We start from the raw sequence: 22728 nt of genomic DNA, 5'->3' as shown, positions 1-22728 counted from the left end.
GTACCAAGACACCACGAGAGTCCGCCGCCATGTACGAGCTGTCCCGGATCCGCCTCTACTCCATCGGGCCCGCCGGCGCGCGCTACGCCGACACCGTGCTCGACCTGCGCGGAGTCGGTGAGCCGGTGCCCCACCCGGCGCCCGCCCAGGCGGAGTTCTTCGAGGACGAGCCCACCGGCCCGCCGCGCCGCCCCGCGCCCGCCGGCGTGCTGTTCCTGGAGAACGGCGGCGGCAAGTCCGTCCTGCTCAAGCTGATCTTCTCGGTGATGCTGCCGGGCCACCGCAACACCCTCGGCGGCGCCAGCTCCGGCGTACTGCGCAAGTTCCTCCTCGCGGACGACTGCGGCCACGTCGCCCTGGAGTGGCAGCACACCCAGACCGGTGAGTGCCTGGTCGTCGGCAAGGTCAGCGAATGGCGCGGCCGCCAGGTCTCCAACGACCCGCGCAAGTTCGCCGAGGCCTGGTACTCCTTCCGCCCCGGCCCCGGACTGAGCCTCGACAACCTGCCCGTCGCCGAGGCCACCACCGTCCGGCCGCCCGTCGAAGGCGTCTCCGGCGCCCAGGGCCGGCGCCGCACCATGAAGGGCTTCCGCGACGCCCTCACCGACGCGGGCAAGGCGTACCCGCACCTCGAAGTGGGCTGGGAGGAGATCCACGACCGCTGGAACGAGCACCTCACCGAACTCGGCCTCGACCCCGAACTCTTCCGCTACCAGCGCGAGATGAACGCGGACGAGGGCGAGGCCGCCGGCCTCTTCGCGGTCAAGAAGGACTCCGACTTCACCGACCTGCTGCTGCGCGCCGTCACCGACACCCGCGACACCGACGGGCTCGCCGACCTCGTGCACGGCTTCGGCAACAAGCTCGGCCGCCGCGCCGAGCTGATGGCCGAACGGGACTTCACCGCGGGCTCGGTGGACCTGCTCACCAAGATCGTGGAGGCAGCCGGGACCCGCTCCCGGCTGCGCGACGTCCACGCGGGCGCCGAACGCCGCACCCGCACCCTCGCCCGGCGGCTGTCCGCCCGCGCCACCGCCGAACGCGGCCGCGCCGCCGACCTCGCCCAGCGCGTCACCGGCGCCGCCCACGAGGTCACCGCCGCCGAATCGGCCCGGGCCCGCAGCGCCGCGGTCTCCGCCGAACTCGCCTACCGGCACGCCTCGCTGGCCCTCACCGTCGCCGACAAGGCCGCCGCCGCCCAGCGCCGCGAACTCCTCGAAGCCCGGACGCTGCACTCCGCCTGGCAGGCCGCCGAGACCGTCCTGCGCCACCGCGCCGCCGCCGACCGGTCCGCCCGGGTCGCCGCCGCCATCCTGGAGGCCGAACGGGACGCCGCTCCCGCACTCGCCGCCCGCGCCACGGCCGCCGCCGACCTCGTACGCGCCCTGCACACCGCCGCCGAGCACGGGGAGCGCGTCGCCAACGAGGAGGAGGAACGCTCCGCCGTCCTGCAGACCGCGGGCGAGGCCGCCCACCGCGACGCCACCGCCGCCGCCACGGCAGCCCAGCGGGCCCGCAGCGAGGCCGAACACCTGCGCTCGCGCCTCGGTGAGGTCCAGCAGGAGACCGCCGAGGCCGTCCGCGCGGGCTGGCTCGACGACTCCGCGCCCGACGCCGACCCGGCCCGCGCCGCCCTCGCCGCCGCCGATGCGGAGCAGACCGCCGTGGCCGCCTGGGACGAGGCCAGGGAAGCCGCCAGGACCACCTCCGAAGCCGCCCGCGAGGCCGCCGCCGCGGAGTCCCGCGCCGAACTCACCGCCGCCCGCGCCGCCGACGCGGCCGAAGCGGCCGAAGCCGCCCACGACGCGGAACACCGCACCGCCGCCTCCCTCGCTGCCGCACCCCGGCTGGCCGACCTCCTCGGCCTGCCCTGCGCCACCGACGCCCCGGTGCCCTCGCCCAGGGCCGGCCAGGACCCCGCCGCGGACACCGGCCCTGCCGCGCCCGGGCAGCACCCCGGCTCCGGCCCGGGCACGGGACGCCGTACGCCCGGCGGCCCGCAGGCCGTCGCCCAGGGCGAGGCCCGCTCCGCTCTGGCCACCGCCGCCGGACGGCTCACCGCCGAGGACCTCGACCGCGGCGCCGACGAACTGCGCACCCTGCTCACCGACTCGGTCGCCTCGGCCGAACGCCAGCTGTTCGAGCTGCGCACCGCCGCCGCCGACGACGCCCGCATCCTCGGCGCGCTCGGCGACGGCGGCCTGCTGCCGCCCGGCCCCGACGTCCTCGCCACCGTCGAGTACCTCGGCGAGCACGGCATCCCGGCCCTCCCCGGCTGGCGCTACCTGGCCCAGTCCGTGGACCCCGCCGACCACGCCGCCGTCCTCGCCGCCCGCCCCGAGCTCGTCGACGGCGTCGTCATCACCGACCCCGACACCCACAGCCGGGCCCGCGAGGTCCTCTCCGGCGCCGCCCTGCTCCCGCGCTCCACCGTCGCCGTGGGCACGGCCGCCGCCCTGCTGGCGCCCGTACCCCCGGCCGGCTCCGGCTCCGGTACGGGCGAATCCGGGATCTTCATCGTGCCGCCGAACCCGGCCATGCACGACGAGCACGCCGCCGACGAGGAGCGCCGCGCGCTGCGCACCCGCGCCACCGACCGCGACGCCGAGATCCGCACCCTGGCCGCCCGCCTCTCCGGGGACCGCGAGCTCGCCGCCCGCCTCGCCTCCTGGCGCACCGGCTGCCCGCCCGGCCGCCTCGCCGAGCTCGCGCAGCAGGCCGAGGCCGCCCGTACGTTCGCCGAGGAGGCCGACGCCGAGCTCGCGGAGGCCCGTACGGTACGCGCTGAGGCCGAAGAGGCCGCCGCCGACGCCACCCGCCTGCGCGACGAGCGCCAGGACACCGCCCAGCGGGCCCGCCGCGTCGCCGACGCCCTTGCAGGCCTCGCCTTCCGGCTGCGCGAACGCGCGGGCTGGCAGGCCAGGCTGCGGGAACTCGCCGACGAGGCCGCCGAGTCGGAGGCCCGCGCCGAGGTCTGCCTGGACCGGGCCCGGTCCGCCGACGAGGACCGCCGGGCCGCCCAGCGGGCCGCCGACGACGCCCGGCGCACCGCCCGGGCCCTGCGGGCCGAGCGCGCCGAGATCGCGGGCGCCCCCGAACCCCTTCCCGAGGACGACGGCCGCGCCGACGGGCAGCGGCCCCCGCTGCCCGACCTGCGCGAGGCCTATCGCGCCGCCTCCCAGCTCTACGAGAAGGTCGGCGTCGGCGCCGACCTGCGCGCGGAACAGGCCCGCGCCGAGAGCGACGAGAGCGCCGCCCTCACCGAACTCGACCGCCTCACCAACAAGGTCCGTACCCGCGCGGCCCAGCTCCTCGAAGGGACCGACGGCGCCGACGGCCCGTCCCGCCAGGCGGCCGCCGCCCGCGCCGAGTCCTTCGTGCAGATGCTGGAGACCCGTGCCTCGCACGCCAGCGAGCAGCTGGGCCGGCTGCGCGGCGAGGCCGAGCGGCACGCCCCCGCCGAGGGCGAGGCGCACACCGAACTGCCCGAGGACCTGGTCCCGGCGGACGTGGAGCAGGCGCAGGCCCTGCTGCGTACGGCCACCGCCCAGCTCGGCGCCCACACCGCGGCCGTGGAGCACGCCCGCTCCGCCCACGCGGACCTGCTGCGCGCCCACCGGGCCGCCGAGGACGGGGCCGGCGGCTTCGAGGAGACCGCGGCCCTGCTCCGGGACCTGTTGCGCGACCACACGCACCCGGAGGACGAGCATGAGCCGGCGCCGCACCCCGGCACCCTGGAGGAGGCCCGGCAGTCCGCCACCGAGGCCCGCCGCTCCCTGCGCAGCTGCGCGGCCGACCTGTCGGCCGCCGAGTCCGCGGTGCGCGAGGCGAGCGACGTCCTGGTCCGGCACGCCAATGCCACCCGCTACGAGCAGGTACGCACCCCCGCGCGCCAGCAGATCCGCGAACTCCCCGCCTCCGCGCTGCCCGAGCACGCGGCGGCCTGGGCCGCGGCCTTCGCACCCCGGCTGCGCGTCCTGACCGACGAGCTGGCGCAGCTGGAACGCAACCGCGACAGCATCGTCGACCGGCTGCGCGGCCTCGTCGAATCGGCCCTGGCCACGCTGCGGTCCGCGCAGCGGCTGTCCCAGCTGCCGGAAGGCCTCGGCGAATGGTCGGGCCAGGAGTTCCTGCGGATCCGCTTCGAGGAGCCCGACCAGGCCACGCTCACCGAGCGCCTGGGCGAGGTCATCGACGAGGCCACCCGCGCGGCGGTGAAGAAGAACAGCACCGCCTCCTTCGGCGAGGGCCGCCGCGACGGCATGTCCCTGCTGCTGAGGGCGGTCCAGGCGGCGCTGGAGCCCAAGGGCATCTCCGTGGAGATCCTCAAGCCGGACGCGGTGCTGCGCGCCGAGCGGGTCCCGGTCGGGCAGATGGGCGACGTCTTCTCCGGCGGGCAGCTGCTGACCGCGGCGATCGCCCTGTACTGCACCATGGCGGCGCTGCGCAGCAACGACCGAGGCCGCGACAAGCACCGCCACGCGGGCACGCTGTTCCTCGACAACCCGATCGGCCGCGCGAACGCCACGTACCTGCTGGAGCTCCAGCGGGCCGTTTCCGACGCGCTGGGCGTCCAGCTGCTGTACACGACGGGCCTGTTCGACACCACGGCCCTCGCCGAGTTCCCGCTGGTGATCCGGCTGCGCAACGACGCGGACCTGAGGGCGGGCCTGAAGTACATCAGCGTGGAGGAACACCTGCGCCCGGGGCTGCCGCAGCCCTCCCCGGAGGGGGAGACCATCCACGGCGAGATCACGGCCACCCGGATGTTCCGCAGGGGCACGCCTTCCTGACCCGGCCCGCCCCCGCACCCGGCCCCGCCCCCTGCGCCTCGCGGCGCCGGGCGCGGGCCGGGCCGGGTGCGTTGCCGCCTAGCCCCGTCCGAAGCCGGCCAGGGGGCCGTCCTCCCGGGTTATCCGGCCCGGGCCGCGCTCGCGCGAGGCCCGCGCCGCCTGGGCCGCCCGCTGCGCCTCGCGGCGCCGGGCGCGGGCCGTGCTGCTCGGCGCGGACAGGACCCCGTACCGCTGGTTCCACGTCTGCCGGGTGATCCACACGTCCAGGACGCCCCAAGTGGCCACGACGGTCCCCGCTACGGCGCCTAGGGACATGGGGAAGGCCAGCCAGGACCCGGTGAGCGCGAGGAAGAAGCTGATCGTCGCCTGGGTCAGGGTCACGGCCACGATCAGCACCGCCCGCACCGCTGCGGTCCGCACCGGGTCCGGCATCCGGCGCCGGCGGGCCGGTTCCTCCACCCACAGGCCGGCCGGAGCCCGCACACCAGCTCCGGCGCCGCCGCTGCCTGCGTCTTCCTCGTACCTGCTCATGGTCCGCCCACTCCCCACCACGCGGTCCGCCGTGCCTGCCGCCCACGGCGCCTACCCGTCGTCTACCCCGTCGTCCGTCCCCATGCGTCCCCTCGAACAGACAGACGTCCGGCGGTCACCAGAGATTCCCGCATCGCGGACACCTCACCTGACCGTCCGATCGCGGAACGAATAATTCCAGCCATCCATCCGATTGCAGGAACTGACGCCCCACCAAGTGTCATCTGCCACATATCGGGCTGCTCTTGACCGGAAGTATCGGACAACTGGTGATCTTCGTCCAGGGGTCCGGCCGAAAACGTCCGGACACGCCTTCGAAGCCGCTGCGTGGCAGTAGTAGGCTCACGCCGTTTAAATGACGGAACACCGACCCCCGGCAGCGGGGTTGAGCTGGGGGAGGCTGGGGAGGCCATGCGCTTTCGCGGGAAGTCCATCCGCCGGAAGATCGTGGCGTTGCTCCTTGTGCCGCTCGTCTCCCTGACCGCCCTCTGGGGCTTCGCGACGGTCATCACCGGCCGCCAGGCCGTCCAACTCCTCGACGTCGCCTACGTCATCGACAAGGTCGGCTACCCCATCGAGGACGTCGTCCGCGTCGTCCAGAAGGAACGCCGCCAGAGCCTCGTCGTCCTCGGCGACCCCCGGGCCTCGGCCGCGACCGCCGAACTCGCCAAGCACCGCGCCGCCACCGACGAGGTCGTCGAACGCATCAGCGCCAACGCCCGCGACCCCGAGGTCACCGACGAACTGAGCGCCCCGAACGCCCAGCGCCTGCGCTCCATCCTGGCCGCCTTCCACGGCATCGGCGCCCTGCGCCGCTCGGTCGACCAGAACGCCCTCGACCCCAGCCAGGCCCTGGAGCTCTACAGCCGCCTCGTCGACCCCTGCTACGAGTTCCTGATGAACCTCCACGCCCTGGAGAACGTGGAGATGGACAAGCAGGGCCGCGCCCTCGTGGGCATCACCCGCGCCCGCGAGACCCTCTCGCGCGAGGACGCCGTGATCGCCTCCGCCCTCGCCGCCCACACCGTCAGCGCCGCGGACCTGCGCCGCATCTCCGACCTCGTCGCCAACCGCAGGCTGCTGTACGAGTTCAACCTCGCCATCCTCCCGTCCGCCGACCGCCAGCGGTTCGAGCAGTACTGGTCCGACCCCGAGACCAAGGCCCTGCGCGATACCGAAGAGCGGCTCCTCACCGGCGGCGCCGTCAAGAACCCCAAGGTCACGGCCGCCCAGTGGGACGAGGCCGCCACCAAGGTCCTCGACGACCTCGCCGTCATGGGCACCGACGCCGGGGACCGCTACCAAAAGCGCGTCGAACCCGTCGCCATGGACGTCCTGGTCCAGGCGGCCGTCGCGGGAGTCCTCGGCTTCATCGCCCTGACCGTCTCCCTGATCCTGTCCGTACGCATCGGCCGCGACCTGATCCGCGACCTGTCCCGGCTCCGCAAGGAGGCCCACGAGGCCTCCGGGGTCCGCCTGCCCGGCGTGATGCGCCGCCTGGCCGCCGGCGAGCACGTGGACGTGGAGACCGAGGCACCCCGCCTGGAGTACGAGAAGGACGAGGTGGGCCAGGTCGGACAGGCCCTCAACAGCCTCCAGCGGGCCGCCGTCGAGGCCGCCGTGAAACAGGCCGAACTGCGCCGCGGCGTCTCCGAGGTGTTCGTCAACCTGGCCCGCCGCAACCAGGTCCTCCTGCACCGCCAGCTGACCCTCCTCGACACCATGGAACGCCGTACGGAGGACAGCGAGGAGCTCGCCGACCTCTTCCGGCTCGACCACATGACCACCCGCATGCGCCGCCACGCCGAAGGCCTGGTGATCCTCTCCGGCGCCGCGCCCTCCCGCCAGTGGCGCAAGCCCGTCCAGCTGATGGACGTCGTACGGGCCGCCGTCGCCGAGGTCGAGGACTACGAACGCATCGAGGTGCGCCGGCTCCCGCGCCTGGGCATCGCCGGGCCGGCCGTCGCCGACGTCACCCACCTCGTCGCCGAACTCCTGGAGAACGCCACCGTGTTCTCCCCGCCGCACACCGCGGTCCAGGTCCACGGCGAACGCGTGGCCAACGGCTTCACCCTGGAGATCCACGACCGCGGCCTCGGCATGAACCCCGAAGCGCTGCTCGACGCGAACCTCCGGCTCGCCGAGAACCCCGAGTTCGAGCTCTCCGACACCGACCGGCTCGGCCTCTTCGTCGTCAGCCGCCTCGCCCGTCGCCACAGCGTCAAGGTCGTCCTCCAGCGCAGCCCCTACGGCGGCACCACCGCGGTGGTGCTCATACCGGCGGCCCTGCTCACCGAGGCTCCCGAGACCAACGGCACGGGAGTCCGGCTGGACGCGGCCAGGGGCGGGCGGGGAGCAGGGCCCCGCACGATCCCCTCCGGGCCGTCCGCCCGGACCGCGCCCGCCGTCGTGGAACGCGCCCCGGCCGGCCGCCCGCTCCCGGCCGGCGAACTGCGCGGCCCGGTCGAGCTGGAGGCCCCGCTGGGCGCCTTCGGCCTGGAGGCGGTGGACGGGCTCGACGACCCGGCCGTACCGGACCAGGCCATCGGCGTTCCCGGCGGCCCGGCCCGGCCCGCCATGGCCACCCTGGACGACGAGACCCCGCCGAACGGCACCTCGCGCAGCGCCCTGCTGGGGCTGCGCCCGGCGGACCGGCCGCACACCGACCGGCACGCGGAGCGGGGCGGCACCTGGAAGAACGACCGCGAGGGCTTCCACGACCGGGACGGCTTCCGCGACCGCGACCGGGACGGCTTCCGCGACCGGGACCGCGACGCGGACCGGCCCGGCCGCCGGCCCGCCGAACGGCGTCCCGGCGCCGACCGCGAACCGCTGGCCCCCACCGGTCCGGTCCGCCTGGACAACCCGCGCCGCGACGGGGCCCGCCCCGAGGGGGCGCGCACCTCCGGAGCCGTACCGCTCCCGCGCCGCCGTCCCGCCCCGACCCTGGTCGCCGACCACGGCCGCCGCGTCGAGCCCCGCCCCGTCTCCGTGGTCCCGCAGCCCGGCGCCGGCCCCGGGGACGGTGCGGCGCTGCCCGGCCCGGGAGCCGGGGTGCTGCCCCGGAGGGTCCGCCAGGCCAGCCTGGCGCCCCAGCTGAAGAACTCCGCGGACCACGCCCCCACCGCCGCCGAGACGGCCCCGGCCCCCGACCGTGACGCGGAGGAGGTGCGGTCCCGGATGGCCGCCCTCCAGCGCGGCTGGACGGCGGGCCGCCAACAGCACGCACAGCAGCAGTCCGAGTCCGGGTCCGAGGCAGGCACCCCCGCCGCCTCAGGTCCCGGATACGAGAACGAAGGGGACGGTCGATGACCGCACCGCAGACCGGCAACGACAGCAGGGGCCGCGGCTCCGGCCCGCTCAACTGGCTCCTCGACGAGCTCGTGGACCGGGTCGGCAGCATCCGCAAGGCGGTGGTCCTGTCCGGGGACGGCCTGCCCACCGGGAGCTCCAAGGACCTGACCCGGGAGGACAGCGAGCACCTGGCGGCCGTGGCCTCCGGCTTCCACAGCCTGGCCAAGGGGGTCGGCCGCCACTTCGACTCCGGCACCGTGCGCCAGACCGTCGTCGAGCTCGACGAGGCCTTCCTCTTCGTCATGGCGGCCGGCGACGGCAGCTGCCTGGCCGTCCTGTCCGACGCCGACTCCGACGTCGGGCAGGTCGCGTACGAGATGACGCTGATGGTCAAGCGGGTGGGCGACCACCTGGCGACGGCCCCGCGCACCGGGCTGCCAACCGGAGGGTGAGTCGTACGGCATGAGCGAAACCGGCCAGGACCACCCCACCGACCCGCCTGCCGACACTTCCGTCGAGGCGCCCGTCGACGTCCACGGCTACGAACACCCGCACTGGTTCGACGACGACGCAGGACCCGTGGTGCGCCCGTACGCGATGACCCGCGGCCGGACCAGCCACGCGGGCCAGCACCGGCTCGACCTGATCGCGCTCGTCGTCGCCGAACCGGCGGCCGACGACCCGGTCTGGGACATGACCCTGTCCCCGGAACACGCCCACATCCTCGGGCTGTGCCGGGGGCGGCCGCAGTCGGTCGCGGAACTGGCGGCGGACCTCGACCTCGCGGTCGGGGTCGTCCGGGTCCTGATCGGCGACCTGGTGGACGACGAACTGGTCCATGTGACCCGGCCGGTACCTCCGGCCGAACTTCCCGATGAATCCATTCTGCGTGAGGTGATCGATGGCCTTCGGGCGCTCTAGCCGCACCGGTGCCATGCATGCCGTGTCACCGGTCGAGCCGCTGACCCTGAAGATCCTGGTCGCGGGCGGTTTCGGGGTGGGCAAGACCACCCTGGTCAGTGCAGTGAGCGAGATCAGACCGCTGAGGACGGAGGAACAGCTGTCGGAGCCGGGCATCGGCATCGACGACACCGGGGGAGTGGAGGCCAAGAGCACCACGACCGTCGCCATGGACTTCGGGCGCATCACCCTCCGCGAGGACCTGGTGCTGTACCTGTTCGGCACGCCCGGGCAGGACCGCTTCTGGTTCCTGTGGGACGAGCTGGCCCAGGGCTCGCTCGGCGCCGTGGTCCTCGCCGACACCCGCCGCCTCGCGGACTGCTTCGCCGCGATCGACTACTTCGAGCGGCGCGGGATCCCGTTCGTGGTCGCGGTGAACTGTTTCGACGGCGCGGACCGGCACCCGGTGGTGACCGTACGGGAGGCACTCGACCTCGATGCCGGGGTGCCGGTGCTCCTGTGCGACGCACGCGACCGGGAGTCCGTGAAGGACGTACTGGTCGGGGTCGTGGAACACGCGATGTCGCTGGCCCGCGCGGCCCGGCGGCGGAGCCTGACGCCGTGCCCGTCGCCGGAGGCCTGAGAGGTCTGAGAGGTCCGAGACGCCTGAGAGGTCTGAGAAGGAGGTCTGGCGCAGGCCCGGGAGGGCGGCCCGACATGGAGGCGGCCCGTACCCCCGCCGACTGGGGTACGGGCCGCGGCTCTCACGGGGGGACGAGGGGGTCCCGGTCGCGGCGCGGGACCGTGGAGCGAGTGTGAACCTGCTGCCGGGGGCCGTCAAGCATCCCGACAACACGCGCTGTTCAGCGCACGGCCACCACGGCCGACCCGTGCCCGAACAGTCCCTGGTTGGCGGTGATCCCGGCCTTCGCCCCGGGCACCTGCCGGTCCCCGGCCGTACCCCGCAGCTGCCAGGTCAGCTCGCACACCTGGGCGATGGCCTGCGCCGGCACCGCCTCCCCGAAGGAGGCCAGCCCGCCGCTGGTGTTCACGGGGATCCGCCCGCCGAGGGCCGTCGCCCCCTCCCGTACGAGCTTGGCGCCCTCGCCCTCCGCGCACAGGCCGATGTCCTCGTACCACTCCAGTTCCAGCGCGGTGGACAGGTCGTACACCTCGGCCAGCGAGAGCTCGTCGGGCCCGATCGCGGCCTCCTCGTAGGCGGCCCGGGCGATCGAGGACCGGAACGACCCGGGCGCCGGGCGCACGGCCGCCGACGAGTCCGTGGCGATGTCGGGCAGGTCCAGGACGGTCCGCGGGTACGTCGGCGTCACCGTGGACACCGCCCGGATCCGCACCGGGTCGCCGATCCCGCGCGAGCGCGCGAAGTCCATGCTGCTCAGCACCAGGGCCGCGCCCCCGTCGGAGGTGGCGCAGATGTCCAGCAGCCGCAGCGGATCCGCGACCACGGCCGAGGCGGCTACCTCCTCGGCGGTGACGGCCTTGCGGTAGCGGGCGTTCGGGTTCAGCACCCCGGCCGCCGCGTTCTTCACCTTGACCTGGGCGAAGTCCTCCGGGGTGTCCCCGTACACGGCCATCCGGCGGCGTGCGTACAGTGCGAAGTACGCCGGGTTGGTGGCCCCCAGCACCCGGAAGCGCAGCCAGTCCGGATCGTCCGGCCGCTCGCCCCCGGCCGGTGCGAAGAACCCCTTGGGCGCGGCGTCCGCCCCCACGACGAGCACCACGTCGGCCAGCCCGGCCAGGATCTGCGCCCGCGCCGTCCCGATGGCCTGGGCCCCGGACGCGCAGGCCGCGTACACGCTGGTCACGCGGGCGCCCTGCCAGCCGAGCGCCCGGGCGAAGGTCGCCCCGGCCACGTAGCCCGGGTAGCCGCCGCGCACCGTGTCGGCGCCGACCACGGACTGCACGTCCGTCCAGTCCAGTCCGGCGTCCGCGAGCGCCGTCCGCGCGGCGGCCCGCCCGTACTCGACGAAGCTGCGCCCCCACTTGCCCCACGGGTGCATCCCGGCGCCGAGGACGGCGACGTCGGCGCTCACGAGGCGGCTCCCGCGGCGGGCACCGGCCGGAAGCGCCAGGTGGTCCAGGCCGTACCGGCGTCCTCGTCCTCGTTCAGCACGCCGCCCTCCACCTCGACCTCCATGCCGACCGCCAGGTCGGCCACGCCCACCCCGGGCGCCGCCTGCCCCAGCACGACCATCGCCTCGGCCTCCAGCTCGACCGCCACCAGGGTGTACGGCTCCCAGGGCTCGTCCGGGTCGGACACGTACGGGGCGGGTGGCCGGTAGCGCCCGTCGGTGTAGGACCAGACCCGGCCGCGGGCCGACAGGGGCACTTCGGCGAGTCCGCCGCCGCCCGGACAGTGAGGGTTGCGGCAGTACGCGTCCTCGCGCGGGAAGAACACGGTGGTGCAGGCGGAACAGCGGGTGCCGAGCAGCCGGAAGCCGCCGTCCGGTCCGTCCTCGGTGAACCACCCGGCCACGACGGGTGTGCGTGTGAGTGCCAAGACCCCTCCCCTACCGAATCTGACGCATCGTCAGGAGTCTGCCACGGCAGGGCCGCCCGGTCACCGGTTCTCGGCAAGCCACTTCTGGGCGATGGCGTCCAGCTCCGCGTCCCGGCCGGACAGCATCATCCGGATCATCTGTGCGTCCCCGCGCAGCGACCAGCCCGGATTCCCGAAGGTCGCCGGATTGTTCCCCTCGATCAGGAAGTGCGCGGGCCAGGCCGTCCCGTAGCCGATGAGGGGGAGCGCCGCCAGGTAGCGCCTGCGGCCGCGGGCCAGCCCGTAGGCCGTCACCGCCAGACCCGTGAGGGTCCCGGTGAGATGCACCCAGCGGGTGGCGGCCCGGGAATGCATGGCGACGTAGTAGGGCCAGAACTCCTCGTACGAACTGAAAGTCATGCGGGCACGGTACTCACGGCCGTACGGCGGCGACAGCTACGGGGAAGTCGAAATGCGTCCCGGGGAACGTCTCCGGCCGCAGCGTGAAGTGCCACCACTCCTCGGGGAGGTTGACGAAGCCCTCCACCTCCAGCGCCCGCCGGAGCACCTCCCGGTTGGCCCGGGCCGCGGCGCCCACCCGCGGATCGTCGGTGTGGGAGAGCGGATCGAAGTAGTCGAAGGCCGTCCCCATGTCCACCTCACGGCCCGAGAGTTCCTCCAGGGTCACGTCGACCGTGCTCCCGCGGCTGTGCCCGGACCTCTCCGCGATGTACCCCTCGGGGATCAGCCGGCTCCGCTCCACGTGCGGATAGAACTCGGCCTTGGCCCGCGCGTCCCCGGGACCCTCGGCCCCCCGCGCCCACCGCACGAAGTGGTCGACCGCCCGCTGCGGCCGGTAGCAGTCGTACACCCGCAGCACGTAGCCGCGCCGCAACAGCCCCCGCTGCGCCCGCCGCAGTGCCTCTGCGGCGGGCCGGCCGAGCAGGCAGACCGGCTCCTCGTACCCGTCCACGACCCCGCCCGTGAAGTTCCGCGCACCGGCGTACCGCATGTCCTGGCGGATGCTCGGATCCACCTCGCGCAGCGCCACGAACCCGGGCGGCGCCGCCCCGCCCGGCGAGACCGTGACCAGACCCGCGACCAACCCCGCAACAGCCGTCATCCACATACCCCTTGGCATACCATCGCGGGATGCCGGCACAGCTGAAGGACTCGCACTGCTCCACCTGCGGAGCGCCGTACGGCTCGACCGCATGGCCCCGCACCTGCACCGCGTGCGGCGCCACCGCCTACCGCAACCCGCTGCCCGTCGCCGTCGCCCTCCTCCCCGTCGAGGACGAGCACGGCACCGGCCTCGTCGTGATCACGCGCACCATCGAACCGGCCCTCGGCGGGATCGCCCTGCCCGGCGGCTTCATGGACTTCGGCGAGGACTGGCGCGAGGCCGTGGTCCGCGAACTCCGCGAGGAGACCGGCATCACCGCCGATGCCGAAGAGGTCACCCTCGCCGACGCCCTGAGCTCGCCGGCGGGCCACCTGCTCCTCTTCGGCCTCCTCCCGCCGCGCCCGGCCGCCGACCTGCCCGCCTCGAAGCCGACGGACGAAACCACCGGCTGGCACGTCCTGCGCACCCCCGAGGACCTGGCCTTCCCCCTCCACACCCAGGCCACGTCCAACTGGTTCGCGGGCACCTACACCTGACCCCACCCCCTGAGCGGCCCCCACCACCGCGCCACGGCACGCCCTGCGCCCCGGGTGCTCGGCGGGTCGGGGTGCGTCGTGACCCGTGAGTGCCTGTCGGGTCCGGGGTGCCTCACGGCCGGTGGGTGCCGACGGGTCCGGTGCCTCGTGCCTCGGGTGCCCGACGGGCCCGGGTGTCCCGCGACCCGAGCGTCCCGTGTTCCGTGGGCAGCTCTGCTGCCCGGCCCCCGCGGCGTGCGACGGTCCGCGTGCCCTGTGGTCCGGCTTTCCGCGGCCAGGGTGCCCCGGCCTCTGTCGTCCCGCGTCGTTCCGCGGATGCGGACCCGACACCGGGCCGCAGATGCCCGACGGCCCGGGCGCCCCGCTGTCTGACACTTCAGGGTCAGCGTGCCCACGTTCCCGGTGTCCCCGACCGTGGACGCCCTGCGCCGGAGTGCCGCACGGCCCGGGTGCCTCGCGGCCCGACGCCCCCCGGGTGCCGTCCCGGGGCAGGCCCCTGCCCGGCGCCCCGCAGGTGCGTCCCGGCCCGCCCAGGCCCGGCCGCCCCGCCCCGCCCCGGCCAGGTCCGGCCCGCGCCGCGCCCGCAGGTCAGAGGCCCCGACCTGCCCCGGCCGGCCCCGGCCCGCGCCGCGCCGCGCAGGTCACAGGCCTCGGACGACCGCGTTCTCGACCGGGTGGCCCGCCTCGTCCTCCACCACCACCGTGTCCCCGCGCCAGCGCACCACGTACCGTTCCACCTCTCCCGCCCCGAAGCCCGGCCCCGGGTCCCGGATGACCAGCCCTCCGCCCGTCCGCCCCCGCGCCGGAGCCCAGGCCTCCAGGGCCACCCCGTCCCCGCCGCCGGAACCGTCCCGCACCGCGAGCACCGCGCCCGCCCGCGCCAGCACCGGGATCCGGCCCGGCGGGGCGTCCAGCAGCACCTGGCCCGGACCCTCGTACGCCGCCCCGGTCACGGTGTCGTACCACCGCCCGCGCGGCAGCCGCACCGCCCGCCGGTCCGCCCCGCACTCCAGCACCGGCGCCACCAGCAGCGCATCCCCCAGCAGGAACGCGTCCTCGCAGTCCCGCAGCCCCCGCTCCTCCGGCGCCCCCCACCACAGCGGCCGCACATAAGGGGCCCCGGTGCGCCGGGCCAGGTGCGCCAGCGTCACGAAGTACGGCCGCAGCCGCTCCCGTTCCGCCAGCACCGCCCTGGCGTGCTCCTCCACCTCCGGCCCGAACTCCCACGGCTCGCGCCGCCCGGCCCAGAGCGCCGAGTGGGTCCGGAACAGCGGCAGGTACGCCCCCAGCTGCAACCACCGCAGGTACAGCTCGCCCGACGGCGACCCGCCGAAGCCCCCCACGTCCGGCCCCGAGTACGGCACCCCGCACAGCCCCAGCCCCAGGACCAGCGCGAGGGAGGACCGCAGCCCGTCCCAGCTGCTCTCCACGTCACCCGACCACGAGCCCCCGTACCGCTGCATGCCCGCCCAGCCCGACCTGGAGAACAGGAACGGCCGTTCGTCCGGCCGCAGCCGCACCAACCCCTCCCAGCCCGCCCGCGCCATCGCCAGCGCGTACACGTTGTGCCCCTCCCGGTGGTCCCCGCCCGCGCCGTCCATCGCGTGCCGCGCCGACCGGGGCAGCGTGGCGTCCCCGAACGGGGTGAAGGACACCGGCTCGTTCATGTCGTGCCAGAAACCGGCGAAGCCCTGCGCGAGCCGCTCCGCGTACAGCCCGCCCCACCACTCCCGCACGGCCGGATCGGTGAAGTCCGGATAGGCGCACGTGCCCGGCCAGACCTCCCCACGGACCTCCCCGCCCCGCGCGTCCCGGACGAAGGCGCCGCCCGGCCCCACCGCGAGCCCCGCCTCGTGCACCGGGTCCCCGGCCTTCACCGCCGGATCCACGATGGAGACCAGCCGCACCCCCCGCTCACCCAGCTCCCGCGCCAGCCCCGGCAGGTCCGGGAACCGCTCCCCGTCCACCGTGAAGACCCGGTGGCCGTCGTAGTGGTCGATGTCCAGATGTACGGCCGACAGCGCCAGCCCGCGCTCCGCATAGCCCGCCACCACCCGCCGCACCTCGGCCGCGCTCCCGAACCCCCACCGCGCGTGCTGGTACCCCAGGGCCCACGCGGGCGGCACCGCGGCCGCGCCCGTCAGCGCGGACCAGCCCTGCAGCACCCGCGCCGGCGTCCCCGTCAGCACCCAGCACCTCAGCGGCCCGCCCTCCACGCGCAGCTCGCTCGACCCCGGCCGGTCCGCCCCCGAGCCCGCACCCTCCTCGCCCTCGCGCAGCGTCACCCGCCCGTCCCAGGAGTTGTCGTGGAACACCAGGTGCGTGCCCGCATCCGCGACCACCATCTGCACCGGCATCGTGATGTACAGCGGATCCGTCCCCGGCCCGAAACCCCCCTTCGGATCGGTGTTCCACAGCCGGTACACCCCGTCCCGCAGCCGCGGCCCCGCCGCCCGTCCGCCCAGCCCGAAGAACCTCGCGTCCGCCGCCACCTCGCTGCGCTGCAGCCACCGCGCCCCCGCCCCCTCGGCGGCCTCCACCGGTTCCCACCACCGGGGCGGCAGTTCCCGCCGCAGCACCACCCCGCCAGGAGTGCGCACCTCCACCGCGCCGTGCCGGGACACCGCCACCGTCACCCGCTCCGACACCACCCGCCAGCCGCCCCCGGTGTCCGGCTCCAGCACGGCCCGCGGATCCGGTTCCGGCCCGGTGCCCGTCACCGCGTACGAAGGCGCTGCCTCCGCCCCGTCCCAGCCCCAGAACACCGCACCGCCCACACCGACCCGCACCACGAGCTCCGAGCGGGCGAACCGCAGCAGCCCCCCGCCCGGCCGCGGCTCCGTACCGGACAGCAGTCCCGGCACCCGCGCCCGCTCCGCGCCCCGGCGCGGGAGCCCCACCGCATCCGCGCGCCGGTGGCGCCAGGCGGACAGCCACGCCCGCCGTCCGCGCTCCGTACCGATGTCCTTGACCGCACGCACCAGATCACGACCGTCCATGGAGATCACCCTGCCACCGGGCCACGGCCGAGGGTGCGGCGTTCAACTGTCGTTCACCCGCAGGCGATCACCGCCGACCGGTGGCCGCCCACATACGGGCCGCCCCGAGAGCGGCGATGACGACTCTGGTGCGGATGTCGATCACGTGGCATGGTCCCCTGTGAGCCGCCGCGCACCCACCCGCCGCGCGATGGCACCGTACGCACACGAAGCGCGAGCCACAGACTTGACCGGGAGCCGACCCATGACCTCAGCCACGCAGCCGGAACCCCTCTGGGCCCCGGGCCCCGACCGGATCGCAGCGGCCCGGATCACCGCCTTCCAGGCCTGGGCCGCCGAGCGGTACGGAGCCCCCGTGGACGGCGGCTACGCCGCCCTGCACAGCTGGTCCGTCGACGAGCTCGACACCTTCTGGCAGGCCGTCGCCGACTGGTTCGACGTCCGGTTCACCACCCCCTGGACCTCGGTCCTCGACGACCGGTCCATGCCCGGCGCACGCTGGTTCACCGGCGCCACCCTCAACTACGCCGAGCACGCCCTGCGCGCCGCCGAGGACCCGGCCCGCGCCGCGGACCCCGCCCTGCTGCACGTCGACGAGACCCACGAGGCCACCCCCGTCACCTGGGCCGAGCTCCGCCGCCAGGTCGGCGCGCTCGCCGCGCAGCTGCGCGCCCTCGGCGTACGCCCCGGCGACCGGGTCAGCGGCTACCTCCCCAACATCCCCGAAGCCGTCGTCGCCCTCCTCGCCACCGCCGCTGTCGGCGGCGTCTGGACCTCCTGCGCCCCCGACTTCGGCGCCCGCAGCGTCCTGGACCGCTTCCAGCAGGTCGAGCCCGTCGTCCTCTTCGCCGTCGACGGCTACCGCTACGGCGGCAAGCAGCACGACCGCCGCGACACCGTCGCCGAACTCCGCGCCGAGCTGCCCACCCTGCGCGCCGTCGTCCACATCCCGGTGCTCGGCTCGCAGACCCCCGAGGGCGCCCTCGACTGGTCCGCGCTGACCGCCGGCGACACCGAGCCCGTCTTCGAGGCGGTCCCCTTCGACCACCCGCTGTGGGTGCTGTACTCCTCCGGCACCACCGGCCTGCCCAAGGCCATCGTCCAGTCCCAGGGCGGCATCCTCCTCGAACACCTCAAGCAGCTCGGACTGCACTGCGACCTGGGTCCCGAGGACCGGTTCTTCTGGTACACCTCCACCGGCTGGATGATGTGGAACTTCCTCGTCTCCGGCCTGCTCACCGGCACCACGGTCGTCCTCTACGACGGCAGCCCGGGCTACCCCGACACCGCCGCCCAGTGGCGCATCGCCGAACGGACCGGGGCGACCCTCTACGGGACCTCCGCGGCCTACGTCATGGCCTGCCGCAAGGCCGAGGTCCACCCGGCCCGGGACTTCGACCTCTCCGCCGTGAAGTGCGTGGCCACCACCGGCTCCCCGCTGCCGCCCGACGGCTTCCGCTGGCTCCACGACGAGGTGGCCGAGGACCTGTGGATCGCCTCCGTCAGCGGCGGCACCGACGTGTGCAGCTGCTTCGCCGGCGGCGTCCCCACCCTCCCCGTCCACATCGGCGAGCTCCAGGCCCCCTGCCTCGGTACGGACCTCCAGGCCTGGGACCCGTCCGGCAAGCCCCTCGTCGGCGAGGTCGGCGAACTCGTCGTCACCAACCCCATGCCCTCTATGCCGGTCCGCTTCTGGAACGACCCCGACGGCAGCCGCTACCACGAGAGCTACTTCGAGATGTTCCCCGGCGTCTGGCGCCACGGGGACTGGATCACCCTCACCGACCACGGCTCGGTGATCATCCACGGCCGCTCGGACTCCACGCTCAACCGCCAGGGCGTCCGGATGGGCTCCGCCGACATCTACGAGGCCGTCGAACGGCTCCCCGAGATCAAGGAGTCCCTCGTCATCGGCCTGGAGGAGCCGAACGGCGGCTACTGGATGCCGCTCTTCGTCCACCTCGCCCCCGGCGCCACCCTCGACGACGACCTGCGCGCCCGCATCAAGGCGACCATCCGCGAGGAGCTCTCCCCGCGCCACGTACCCGACGAGGTCATCGAGGTCCCGGCCATCCCGCACACCCTCACGGGCAAGCGCATCGAGGTCCCCGTCAAGCGCCTCCTCCAGGGCACACCGCTGGCCAAGGCCGTCAACCCGGGCTCGGTGGACAACCTCGACCTCCTCCACTTCTACGAGGAGCTGGCCCGCACCCGCCGCTGAGACCACTGTCAGTGGCGGTGATTACTCTGAGTGAGCAAGTGATGGCGATACTCAGGGGGAGCCGGCCATGCCACCGACCGACCGCACCAGCAGCGCGGGACCCACGCACCAGACGAGCAGCAGCACGCGCGGCAGCAGGCGCAGCAGCACGCGCACCAGGACGCGCGACAAAACCCGCAGCAGCCACAGGCGCCGCACGCTGCGCCGCGAAGTCCCCAGCACCGTCGGCCTCCTGGCCGACGCCGGGGACTTCGCGGCCATGTGCGGCTACCCCAGCTTCACCTTCGACGACCACACCGACTATCCCGACTACCTCCACCACGTGGACGGCCTGCTCCGCACCCTCGCGGCCCAGGGCATCCACACCACCGTCGCCCTCTTCGACCCCGACCAGTACACCGACTACTGCGCGGAACACGGCCTGGACCCGGACACCGCCGCGACCCGCGCCCGCTTCACCGCGGAACTCGCCGGCACGGGCTCCGGACTGCCGTACACGGGCCGGCCCGTGGCGGAGATCCTCCCGCTCCTCGTCGACGAGGCCGTCCGCCAGGCCACCTGGGAGTACGCCACCGCCCTGCTGTCCCAGGTCGGCAGCTGCGCCGACTGCGGGGAGGACATCGGCCAGGCCTCCTTCGCGCGCGCCGCCGAAGCACTGAAACGCCTGGTCGCCGGAGCCGGCCCGGGCCGTCACCACCTCGTCTGCAGCGTCCCCACCGAGGCGGAACAGCTCGTCGCCGTCCTCCAGGCCCAGTCCTCCGCGGACCCGGCGGACCCGCCCTGGTTCGAGGGCAGGGAAGGCCTCGACTTCGTGACGGTGCTGGCCGCCGGACTCGCCCTCGGCGGCCCCGGCGGACTGGTCCTGCGCAGCTCCGCCGAGGGCCGCCAGGACCGGGTCCACGGCTGGCGCCTGGACCGCGGCCGCCTCACCACCCTCTCCGCGGCGGCCGTGTTCAACGCCTACTGCACGGACGCCGACACCGGGGAGCCCGTCGCCCCGGAACCAGGCGTCGAGTACTGCCCGGGCTACGAGGTGGACGACCCCGGCCCGCACGGGTAGCTCGGGAAGGAACGGCCGAGGGGCCCCCGCCACCGGCGAAGGCCCCTCGACTCCACTACGACCCGGCCGCGCGGGCCGGGCTCCGGCTACTCGCCGGACAGCACCGCCTGCGCGGCCACGCGGGCCTCCTCGGCACTGTCCGCGGCACGCGCCGCGGCCGCGGCACGCTCGCACTGGGCGAGCGTGTACTTGGCGAGCGTCGCCCGCACGTACGGAATCGAAGCCGCACCCATCGACAGCGAGGTGACACCGAGACCGGTCAGCACACACGCCAGCAGCGGGTCGGCCGCCGCCTCACCGCACACGCCGCAGCTCTTGCCCTCCGCCCTGGCGGCATCCGCCGACAGGGCGATCAGGTCGAGCAGCGCCGGCTGCCACGGGTCCTGCAGCCGGGAGACGGCCCCGACCTGACGGTCGGCGGCGAAGGCGTACTGCGCGAGGTCGTTCGTGCCCAGCGACAGGAACTCGACCTCCTGCAGGATCGAACGCGCCCGCAGCGCGGCGGAGGGGATCTCCACCATCGCACCGAACTTCGCCTGCAGCCCCGCCTCACGGCAGGCGTCCGCGAACGCCTTGGCGTCGGTCCGGTCCGCCACCATCGGGGCCATGACCTCGAGGTAGACCGGCAGCCCCTCGGCGGCCTTGGCCAGAGCCGTGAGCTGCGTACGCAGTACCTCGGGGTGGTCGAGCAGGGCCCGCAGACCGCGCACGCCCAGCGCCGGGTTCGGCTCGTCGGCCGGAGTCAGGAAGTCCAGCGGCTTGTCGGCGCCCGCGTCCAGGACGCGTACGACGACACGGCCCTCGGGGAAGGCCTCGAGCACCTTGCGGTAGGACTCGATCTGCTTCTCCTCGGAAGGAGCCTTCTTGCTGTCGTCCAGGAAGAGGAACTCGGTGCGGAACAGGCCCACACCCTCCGCCCCGGCTTCGACGGCGGCGGGCACGTCGGCAGGACCGCCGACGTTCGCCAGCAGCGGCACCTTGTGACCGTCGGAGGTCGCACCCGGACCGGAGGAGGCGGCCAGCGCCGCCTTCCGCTCGGCGGCCGCGGCCTCCAGCTCGGCCCGCTTCTGCGGGGTCGGCTCGACGAACAGGTCACCCGTGCTGCCGTCGACCGCGATGACGGTGCCCTCGGCGATCTCACCGGCGCCGGGCAGCGCCACGATCGCCGGCACGCCCAGCGCCCGCGCGAGGATCGCGCTGTGGCTGGTCGGACCGCCTTCCTCGGTGACGAAACCGAGGACGAGCGTCGGGTCGAGCAGCGCGGTGTCGGCCGGAGCCAGGTCCCGCGCGATCAGGACGTACGGCTCGTCGCTGTCCGGGACACCCGGCATCGGCACGCCCAGCAGGCGGGCCACGATGCGGTTCCGGACGTCGTCGAGGTCGGCCACGCGGCCGGCCATGTACTCGCCGGCCCCGGCGAGCAGATCGCGGTAGGACGCGAAGGCGTCGTACACGCCCCGCTCGGCCGTGCTGCCGACGGCGATCCGCCGGTCGACGTCCGCCATCAGCTCAGGGTCCGTGGCGATCATCGCCTGGGCCTCGAGCACGTGCTGAGCCTCGCCACCGGCCAGCTGGCCGCGCGCGATCAGGTCGGCCGATACAGCCTCCACGGCCTTGCGGGCGCGCCCCTGCTCGCGCTCCGCCTCATCCGCGGTGATCTGCTTGGCCGGCGGCTCGAGAACCGCCGTGCCCATGTGCCGAACCTCGCCGATCGCCACACCGTGGCTCACGCCGACGCCTCGCAGCGTTGTCTCCATTTCACCCGTCTCCGATTGAGCGGCGGACCGTGGCCGCCGCGGTGGATGTCCGACTCGCGCCTCTTGGGGCGGAGGGGTCAGGCGGACGTCACTTCCAGTTGAAGAGAACGTCGCCGGCCTTCATGTCGCCGCTCTCGGCGACGTCGGAGAGGGACTCGGCAGAGGCCTCCAGCGCCACGACCGGGCAGATGGGGGACTTGCCCGCGGCCTCGACGGCGGCGGGGTTCCAGCGGATGACGACCTGGCCGCGCGTCACCGTGTCGCCCTTGTTGACGAGCAGCTCGAAGCCTTCGCCGTTCAGCTGGACGGTGTCGATCCCGAGGTGGGTGAGGACACCGTGCCCGTCGCTGTCGACGACCACGTACGCGTGCGGGTGCAGGGAGACGACCACGCCGTCGACGGGGGACACCGCCTCCGTGGAGTCACGCGCGGGATCGATGGCCGTGCCCGGTCCCACCATCGCGCCGGAGAACACCGGATCCGGCACTGCCGCGAGTCCGATGGCGCGCCCGGCAAGTGGGGACGTCACGCTGGTCATGGGGGCCTCCCAGGGGTGGGGCTTCTTCGTGTCGCCGTCACTGCCTGTTGCGAACGGCGTACTCTCAGAAGGATAAGTCACGGGATGTACCGGTTCGCCCGAAGTTGGTCCCGACTCGGACGGTCCTTCGGCACGGAGACTAGTGGACTAGACCGGTGGACTAGACCATACGCCTGAATCGATTTGCCTGGCCACCACCGGACCTGTACTGTCGTGACTCCCGCCACGGCGCTTCGTGTGAACTTCTCGCGAACAGCCGGTGGATCGGGAACCTCCTCTTCAGTGCAAATCTTGATCTTCCCAATTCTTTCCGCATGCCTATTCGGTAAACGGTCGAGTGGTCAGAGAGACGGAAAAGCACTGATAGAGTCGGACTCGCCGGAAAGGGAAACGCGAAAGCGGAAACCTGGAAAGCGAAACCCGCTTCGACCGGGAATCGGACACGAAAGAGTCTGATAGAGTCGGAAACGAAG

General features: G+C 74.2%; 17 protein-coding genes. 8 read left to right on the top strand and 9 right to left on the bottom strand.

All coding sequences use genetic code 11. The annotated features are described in order from the left end of the window. Positions 1 to 29 precede the first annotated feature (29 nt). Positions 30 to 4793 carry a hypothetical protein gene (locus IO30_RS0125965; protein ID WP_031146674.1) on the top strand — a complete coding sequence of 1588 codons (4764 nt, stop codon included), beginning with the start codon at positions 30 to 32 and terminating at the stop codon, positions 4791 to 4793. A gap of 78 nt (positions 4794 to 4871) precedes the next feature. Here IO30_RS0125965 and IO30_RS0125960 read toward each other — a convergent pair whose 3' ends face one another. Then, entirely contained in the window at positions 4872 to 5324 is a 453-nt protein-coding gene (locus IO30_RS0125960) for a hypothetical protein (protein ID WP_031146671.1), read from the bottom strand. A 411-nt stretch (positions 5325 to 5735) separates the two neighbouring features. Between IO30_RS0125960 and IO30_RS0125955 the strand changes: the two genes are divergently transcribed. The 4 genes from IO30_RS0125955 to IO30_RS0125940 are packed head-to-tail and all read left to right on the top strand — an operon-like array spanning position 5736 to position 10161. Beyond that, entirely contained in the window at positions 5736 to 8636 is a 2901-nt protein-coding gene (locus tag IO30_RS0125955; protein WP_051902594.1) for a sensor histidine kinase, read from the top strand. Then, the gene (locus tag IO30_RS0125950) at positions 8633 to 9070 is read left to right on the top strand and encodes a roadblock/LC7 domain-containing protein (protein WP_031146667.1); all 438 of its coding nucleotides are present in this window, start codon (positions 8633 to 8635) and stop codon (positions 9068 to 9070) included. The genes IO30_RS0125955 and IO30_RS0125950 overlap by 4 nt, the downstream gene beginning before the upstream one ends. A gap of 10 nt (positions 9071 to 9080) precedes the next feature. Further along, a complete protein-coding gene (locus IO30_RS0125945; protein WP_031146665.1) occupies positions 9081 to 9539 on the top strand; it encodes a DUF742 domain-containing protein in 459 nt (152 codons plus the stop codon). Beyond that, positions 9520 to 10161, top strand: coding sequence for a GTP-binding protein (locus tag IO30_RS0125940; RefSeq protein ID WP_031146663.1), 642 nt, complete (start codon positions 9520 to 9522; stop codon positions 10159 to 10161). The genes IO30_RS0125945 and IO30_RS0125940 overlap by 20 nt, the downstream gene beginning before the upstream one ends. Before the next feature lie 220 nt (positions 10162 to 10381). Here the strand turns inward: IO30_RS0125940 and IO30_RS0125935 are convergent, their stop codons facing one another. Genes IO30_RS0125935 through IO30_RS0125920 form a run of 4 tightly spaced genes read right to left on the bottom strand, consistent with a single transcriptional unit; the run spans position 10382 to position 13141 of the window. Next, positions 10382 to 11572: a lipid-transfer protein gene (locus tag IO30_RS0125935; RefSeq protein WP_031146661.1), complete on the bottom strand. Its 1191-nt coding sequence runs from the start codon at positions 11570 to 11572 to the stop codon at positions 10382 to 10384. Continuing rightward, the gene (locus IO30_RS0125930; protein ID WP_078904825.1) at positions 11569 to 12039 is read right to left on the bottom strand and encodes a Zn-ribbon domain-containing OB-fold protein; all 471 of its coding nucleotides are present in this window, start codon (positions 12037 to 12039) and stop codon (positions 11569 to 11571) included. The genes IO30_RS0125935 and IO30_RS0125930 overlap by 4 nt, the downstream gene beginning before the upstream one ends. A 60-nt stretch (positions 12040 to 12099) precedes the next feature. Beyond that, entirely contained in the window at positions 12100 to 12438 is a 339-nt protein-coding gene (locus IO30_RS0125925) for an Mpo1-like protein (protein ID WP_031146658.1), read from the bottom strand. Between the two features lie 13 nt (positions 12439 to 12451). After that, complete coding sequence (locus tag IO30_RS0125920) at positions 12452 to 13141, bottom strand: M15 family metallopeptidase (RefSeq protein WP_234321846.1); 690 nt, start codon at positions 13139 to 13141, stop codon at positions 12452 to 12454. 29 nt (positions 13142 to 13170) lie between these two features. Between IO30_RS0125920 and IO30_RS0125915 the strand changes: the two genes are divergently transcribed. Then, positions 13171 to 13680: an NUDIX domain-containing protein gene (locus tag IO30_RS0125915; protein ID WP_031146656.1), complete on the top strand. Its 510-nt coding sequence runs from the start codon at positions 13171 to 13173 to the stop codon at positions 13678 to 13680. Between the two features lie 641 nt (positions 13681 to 14321). On the opposite strand, the gene IO30_RS0125910 is transcribed toward IO30_RS0125915, so the two are convergent. Continuing rightward, entirely contained in the window at positions 14322 to 16679 is a 2358-nt protein-coding gene (locus IO30_RS0125910; protein WP_031146654.1) for a glycoside hydrolase family 31 protein, read from the bottom strand. Between the two features lie 244 nt (positions 16680 to 16923). Between IO30_RS0125910 and IO30_RS0125905 the strand changes: the two genes are divergently transcribed. Continuing rightward, positions 16924 to 18900, top strand: a complete 1977-nt coding sequence (locus tag IO30_RS0125905; protein WP_031146652.1) for an acetoacetate--CoA ligase — start codon at positions 16924 to 16926, stop codon at positions 18898 to 18900. A 51-nt stretch (positions 18901 to 18951) separates the two neighbouring features. Here IO30_RS0125905 and IO30_RS46450 read toward each other — a convergent pair whose 3' ends face one another. Further along, entirely contained in the window at positions 18952 to 19122 is a 171-nt protein-coding gene (locus IO30_RS46450) for a hypothetical protein (RefSeq protein WP_199921094.1), read from the bottom strand. Here IO30_RS46450 and IO30_RS0125900 point away from each other — a divergent pair. Further along, entirely contained in the window at positions 19100 to 19960 is an 861-nt protein-coding gene (locus IO30_RS0125900; protein ID WP_037895167.1) for a hypothetical protein, read from the top strand. The two genes, IO30_RS46450 and IO30_RS0125900, sit on opposite strands and share 23 nt — an antisense overlap. Positions 19961 to 20046: 86 nt before the next feature. On the opposite strand, the gene ptsP is transcribed toward IO30_RS0125900, so the two are convergent. Both ptsP and IO30_RS0125890 read right to left on the bottom strand, forming a co-directional pair. After that, positions 20047 to 21717, bottom strand: coding sequence for a phosphoenolpyruvate--protein phosphotransferase (gene ptsP / locus IO30_RS0125895; protein ID WP_031146648.1), 1671 nt, complete (start codon positions 21715 to 21717; stop codon positions 20047 to 20049). A gap of 88 nt (positions 21718 to 21805) precedes the next feature. After that, positions 21806 to 22255, bottom strand: a complete 450-nt coding sequence (locus IO30_RS0125890) for a PTS sugar transporter subunit IIA (RefSeq protein ID WP_031146646.1) — start codon at positions 22253 to 22255, stop codon at positions 21806 to 21808. Positions 22256 to 22728: the final 473 nt, after the last annotated feature.

Source organism: Streptomyces xanthophaeus (assembly GCF_000725805.1).
Classification (GTDB): domain Bacteria; phylum Actinomycetota; class Actinomycetes; order Streptomycetales; family Streptomycetaceae; genus Streptomyces; species Streptomyces xanthophaeus.
This window is presented reverse-complemented; position numbering and strand designations above follow the sequence as displayed.

Excerpts from the sequence above, each read along its gene's own strand:
- ptsP (WP_031146648.1), bottom strand. The coding sequence starts at position 21,717 with ATGGAGACAACGCTGCGAGGCGTCGGCGTGAGCCACGGTGTGGCGATC.
- IO30_RS0125920 (WP_234321846.1), bottom strand. The coding sequence starts at position 13,141 with ATGACGGCTGTTGCGGGGTTGGTCGCGGGTCTGGTCACGGTCTCGCCG.
- IO30_RS0125960 (WP_031146671.1), bottom strand. The coding sequence starts at position 5,324 with ATGAGCAGGTACGAGGAAGACGCAGGCAGCGGCGGCGCCGGAGCTGGT.
- IO30_RS0125965 (WP_031146674.1), top strand. The coding sequence starts at position 30 with ATGTACGAGCTGTCCCGGATCCGCCTCTACTCCATCGGGCCCGCCGGC.
- IO30_RS0125955 (WP_051902594.1), top strand. The coding sequence starts at position 5,736 with ATGCGCTTTCGCGGGAAGTCCATCCGCCGGAAGATCGTGGCGTTGCTC.
- IO30_RS0125945 (WP_031146665.1), top strand. The coding sequence starts at position 9,081 with ATGAGCGAAACCGGCCAGGACCACCCCACCGACCCGCCTGCCGACACT.
- IO30_RS0125910 (WP_031146654.1), bottom strand. The coding sequence starts at position 16,679 with ATGGACGGTCGTGATCTGGTGCGTGCGGTCAAGGACATCGGTACGGAG.
- IO30_RS0125905 (WP_031146652.1), top strand. The coding sequence starts at position 16,924 with ATGACCTCAGCCACGCAGCCGGAACCCCTCTGGGCCCCGGGCCCCGAC.
- IO30_RS0125940 (WP_031146663.1), top strand. The coding sequence starts at position 9,520 with ATGGCCTTCGGGCGCTCTAGCCGCACCGGTGCCATGCATGCCGTGTCA.
- IO30_RS0125890 (WP_031146646.1), bottom strand. The coding sequence starts at position 22,255 with ATGACCAGCGTGACGTCCCCACTTGCCGGGCGCGCCATCGGACTCGCG.
- IO30_RS0125915 (WP_031146656.1), top strand. The coding sequence starts at position 13,171 with ATGCCGGCACAGCTGAAGGACTCGCACTGCTCCACCTGCGGAGCGCCG.
- IO30_RS0125925 (WP_031146658.1), bottom strand. The coding sequence starts at position 12,438 with ATGACTTTCAGTTCGTACGAGGAGTTCTGGCCCTACTACGTCGCCATG.
- IO30_RS0125950 (WP_031146667.1), top strand. The coding sequence starts at position 8,633 with ATGACCGCACCGCAGACCGGCAACGACAGCAGGGGCCGCGGCTCCGGC.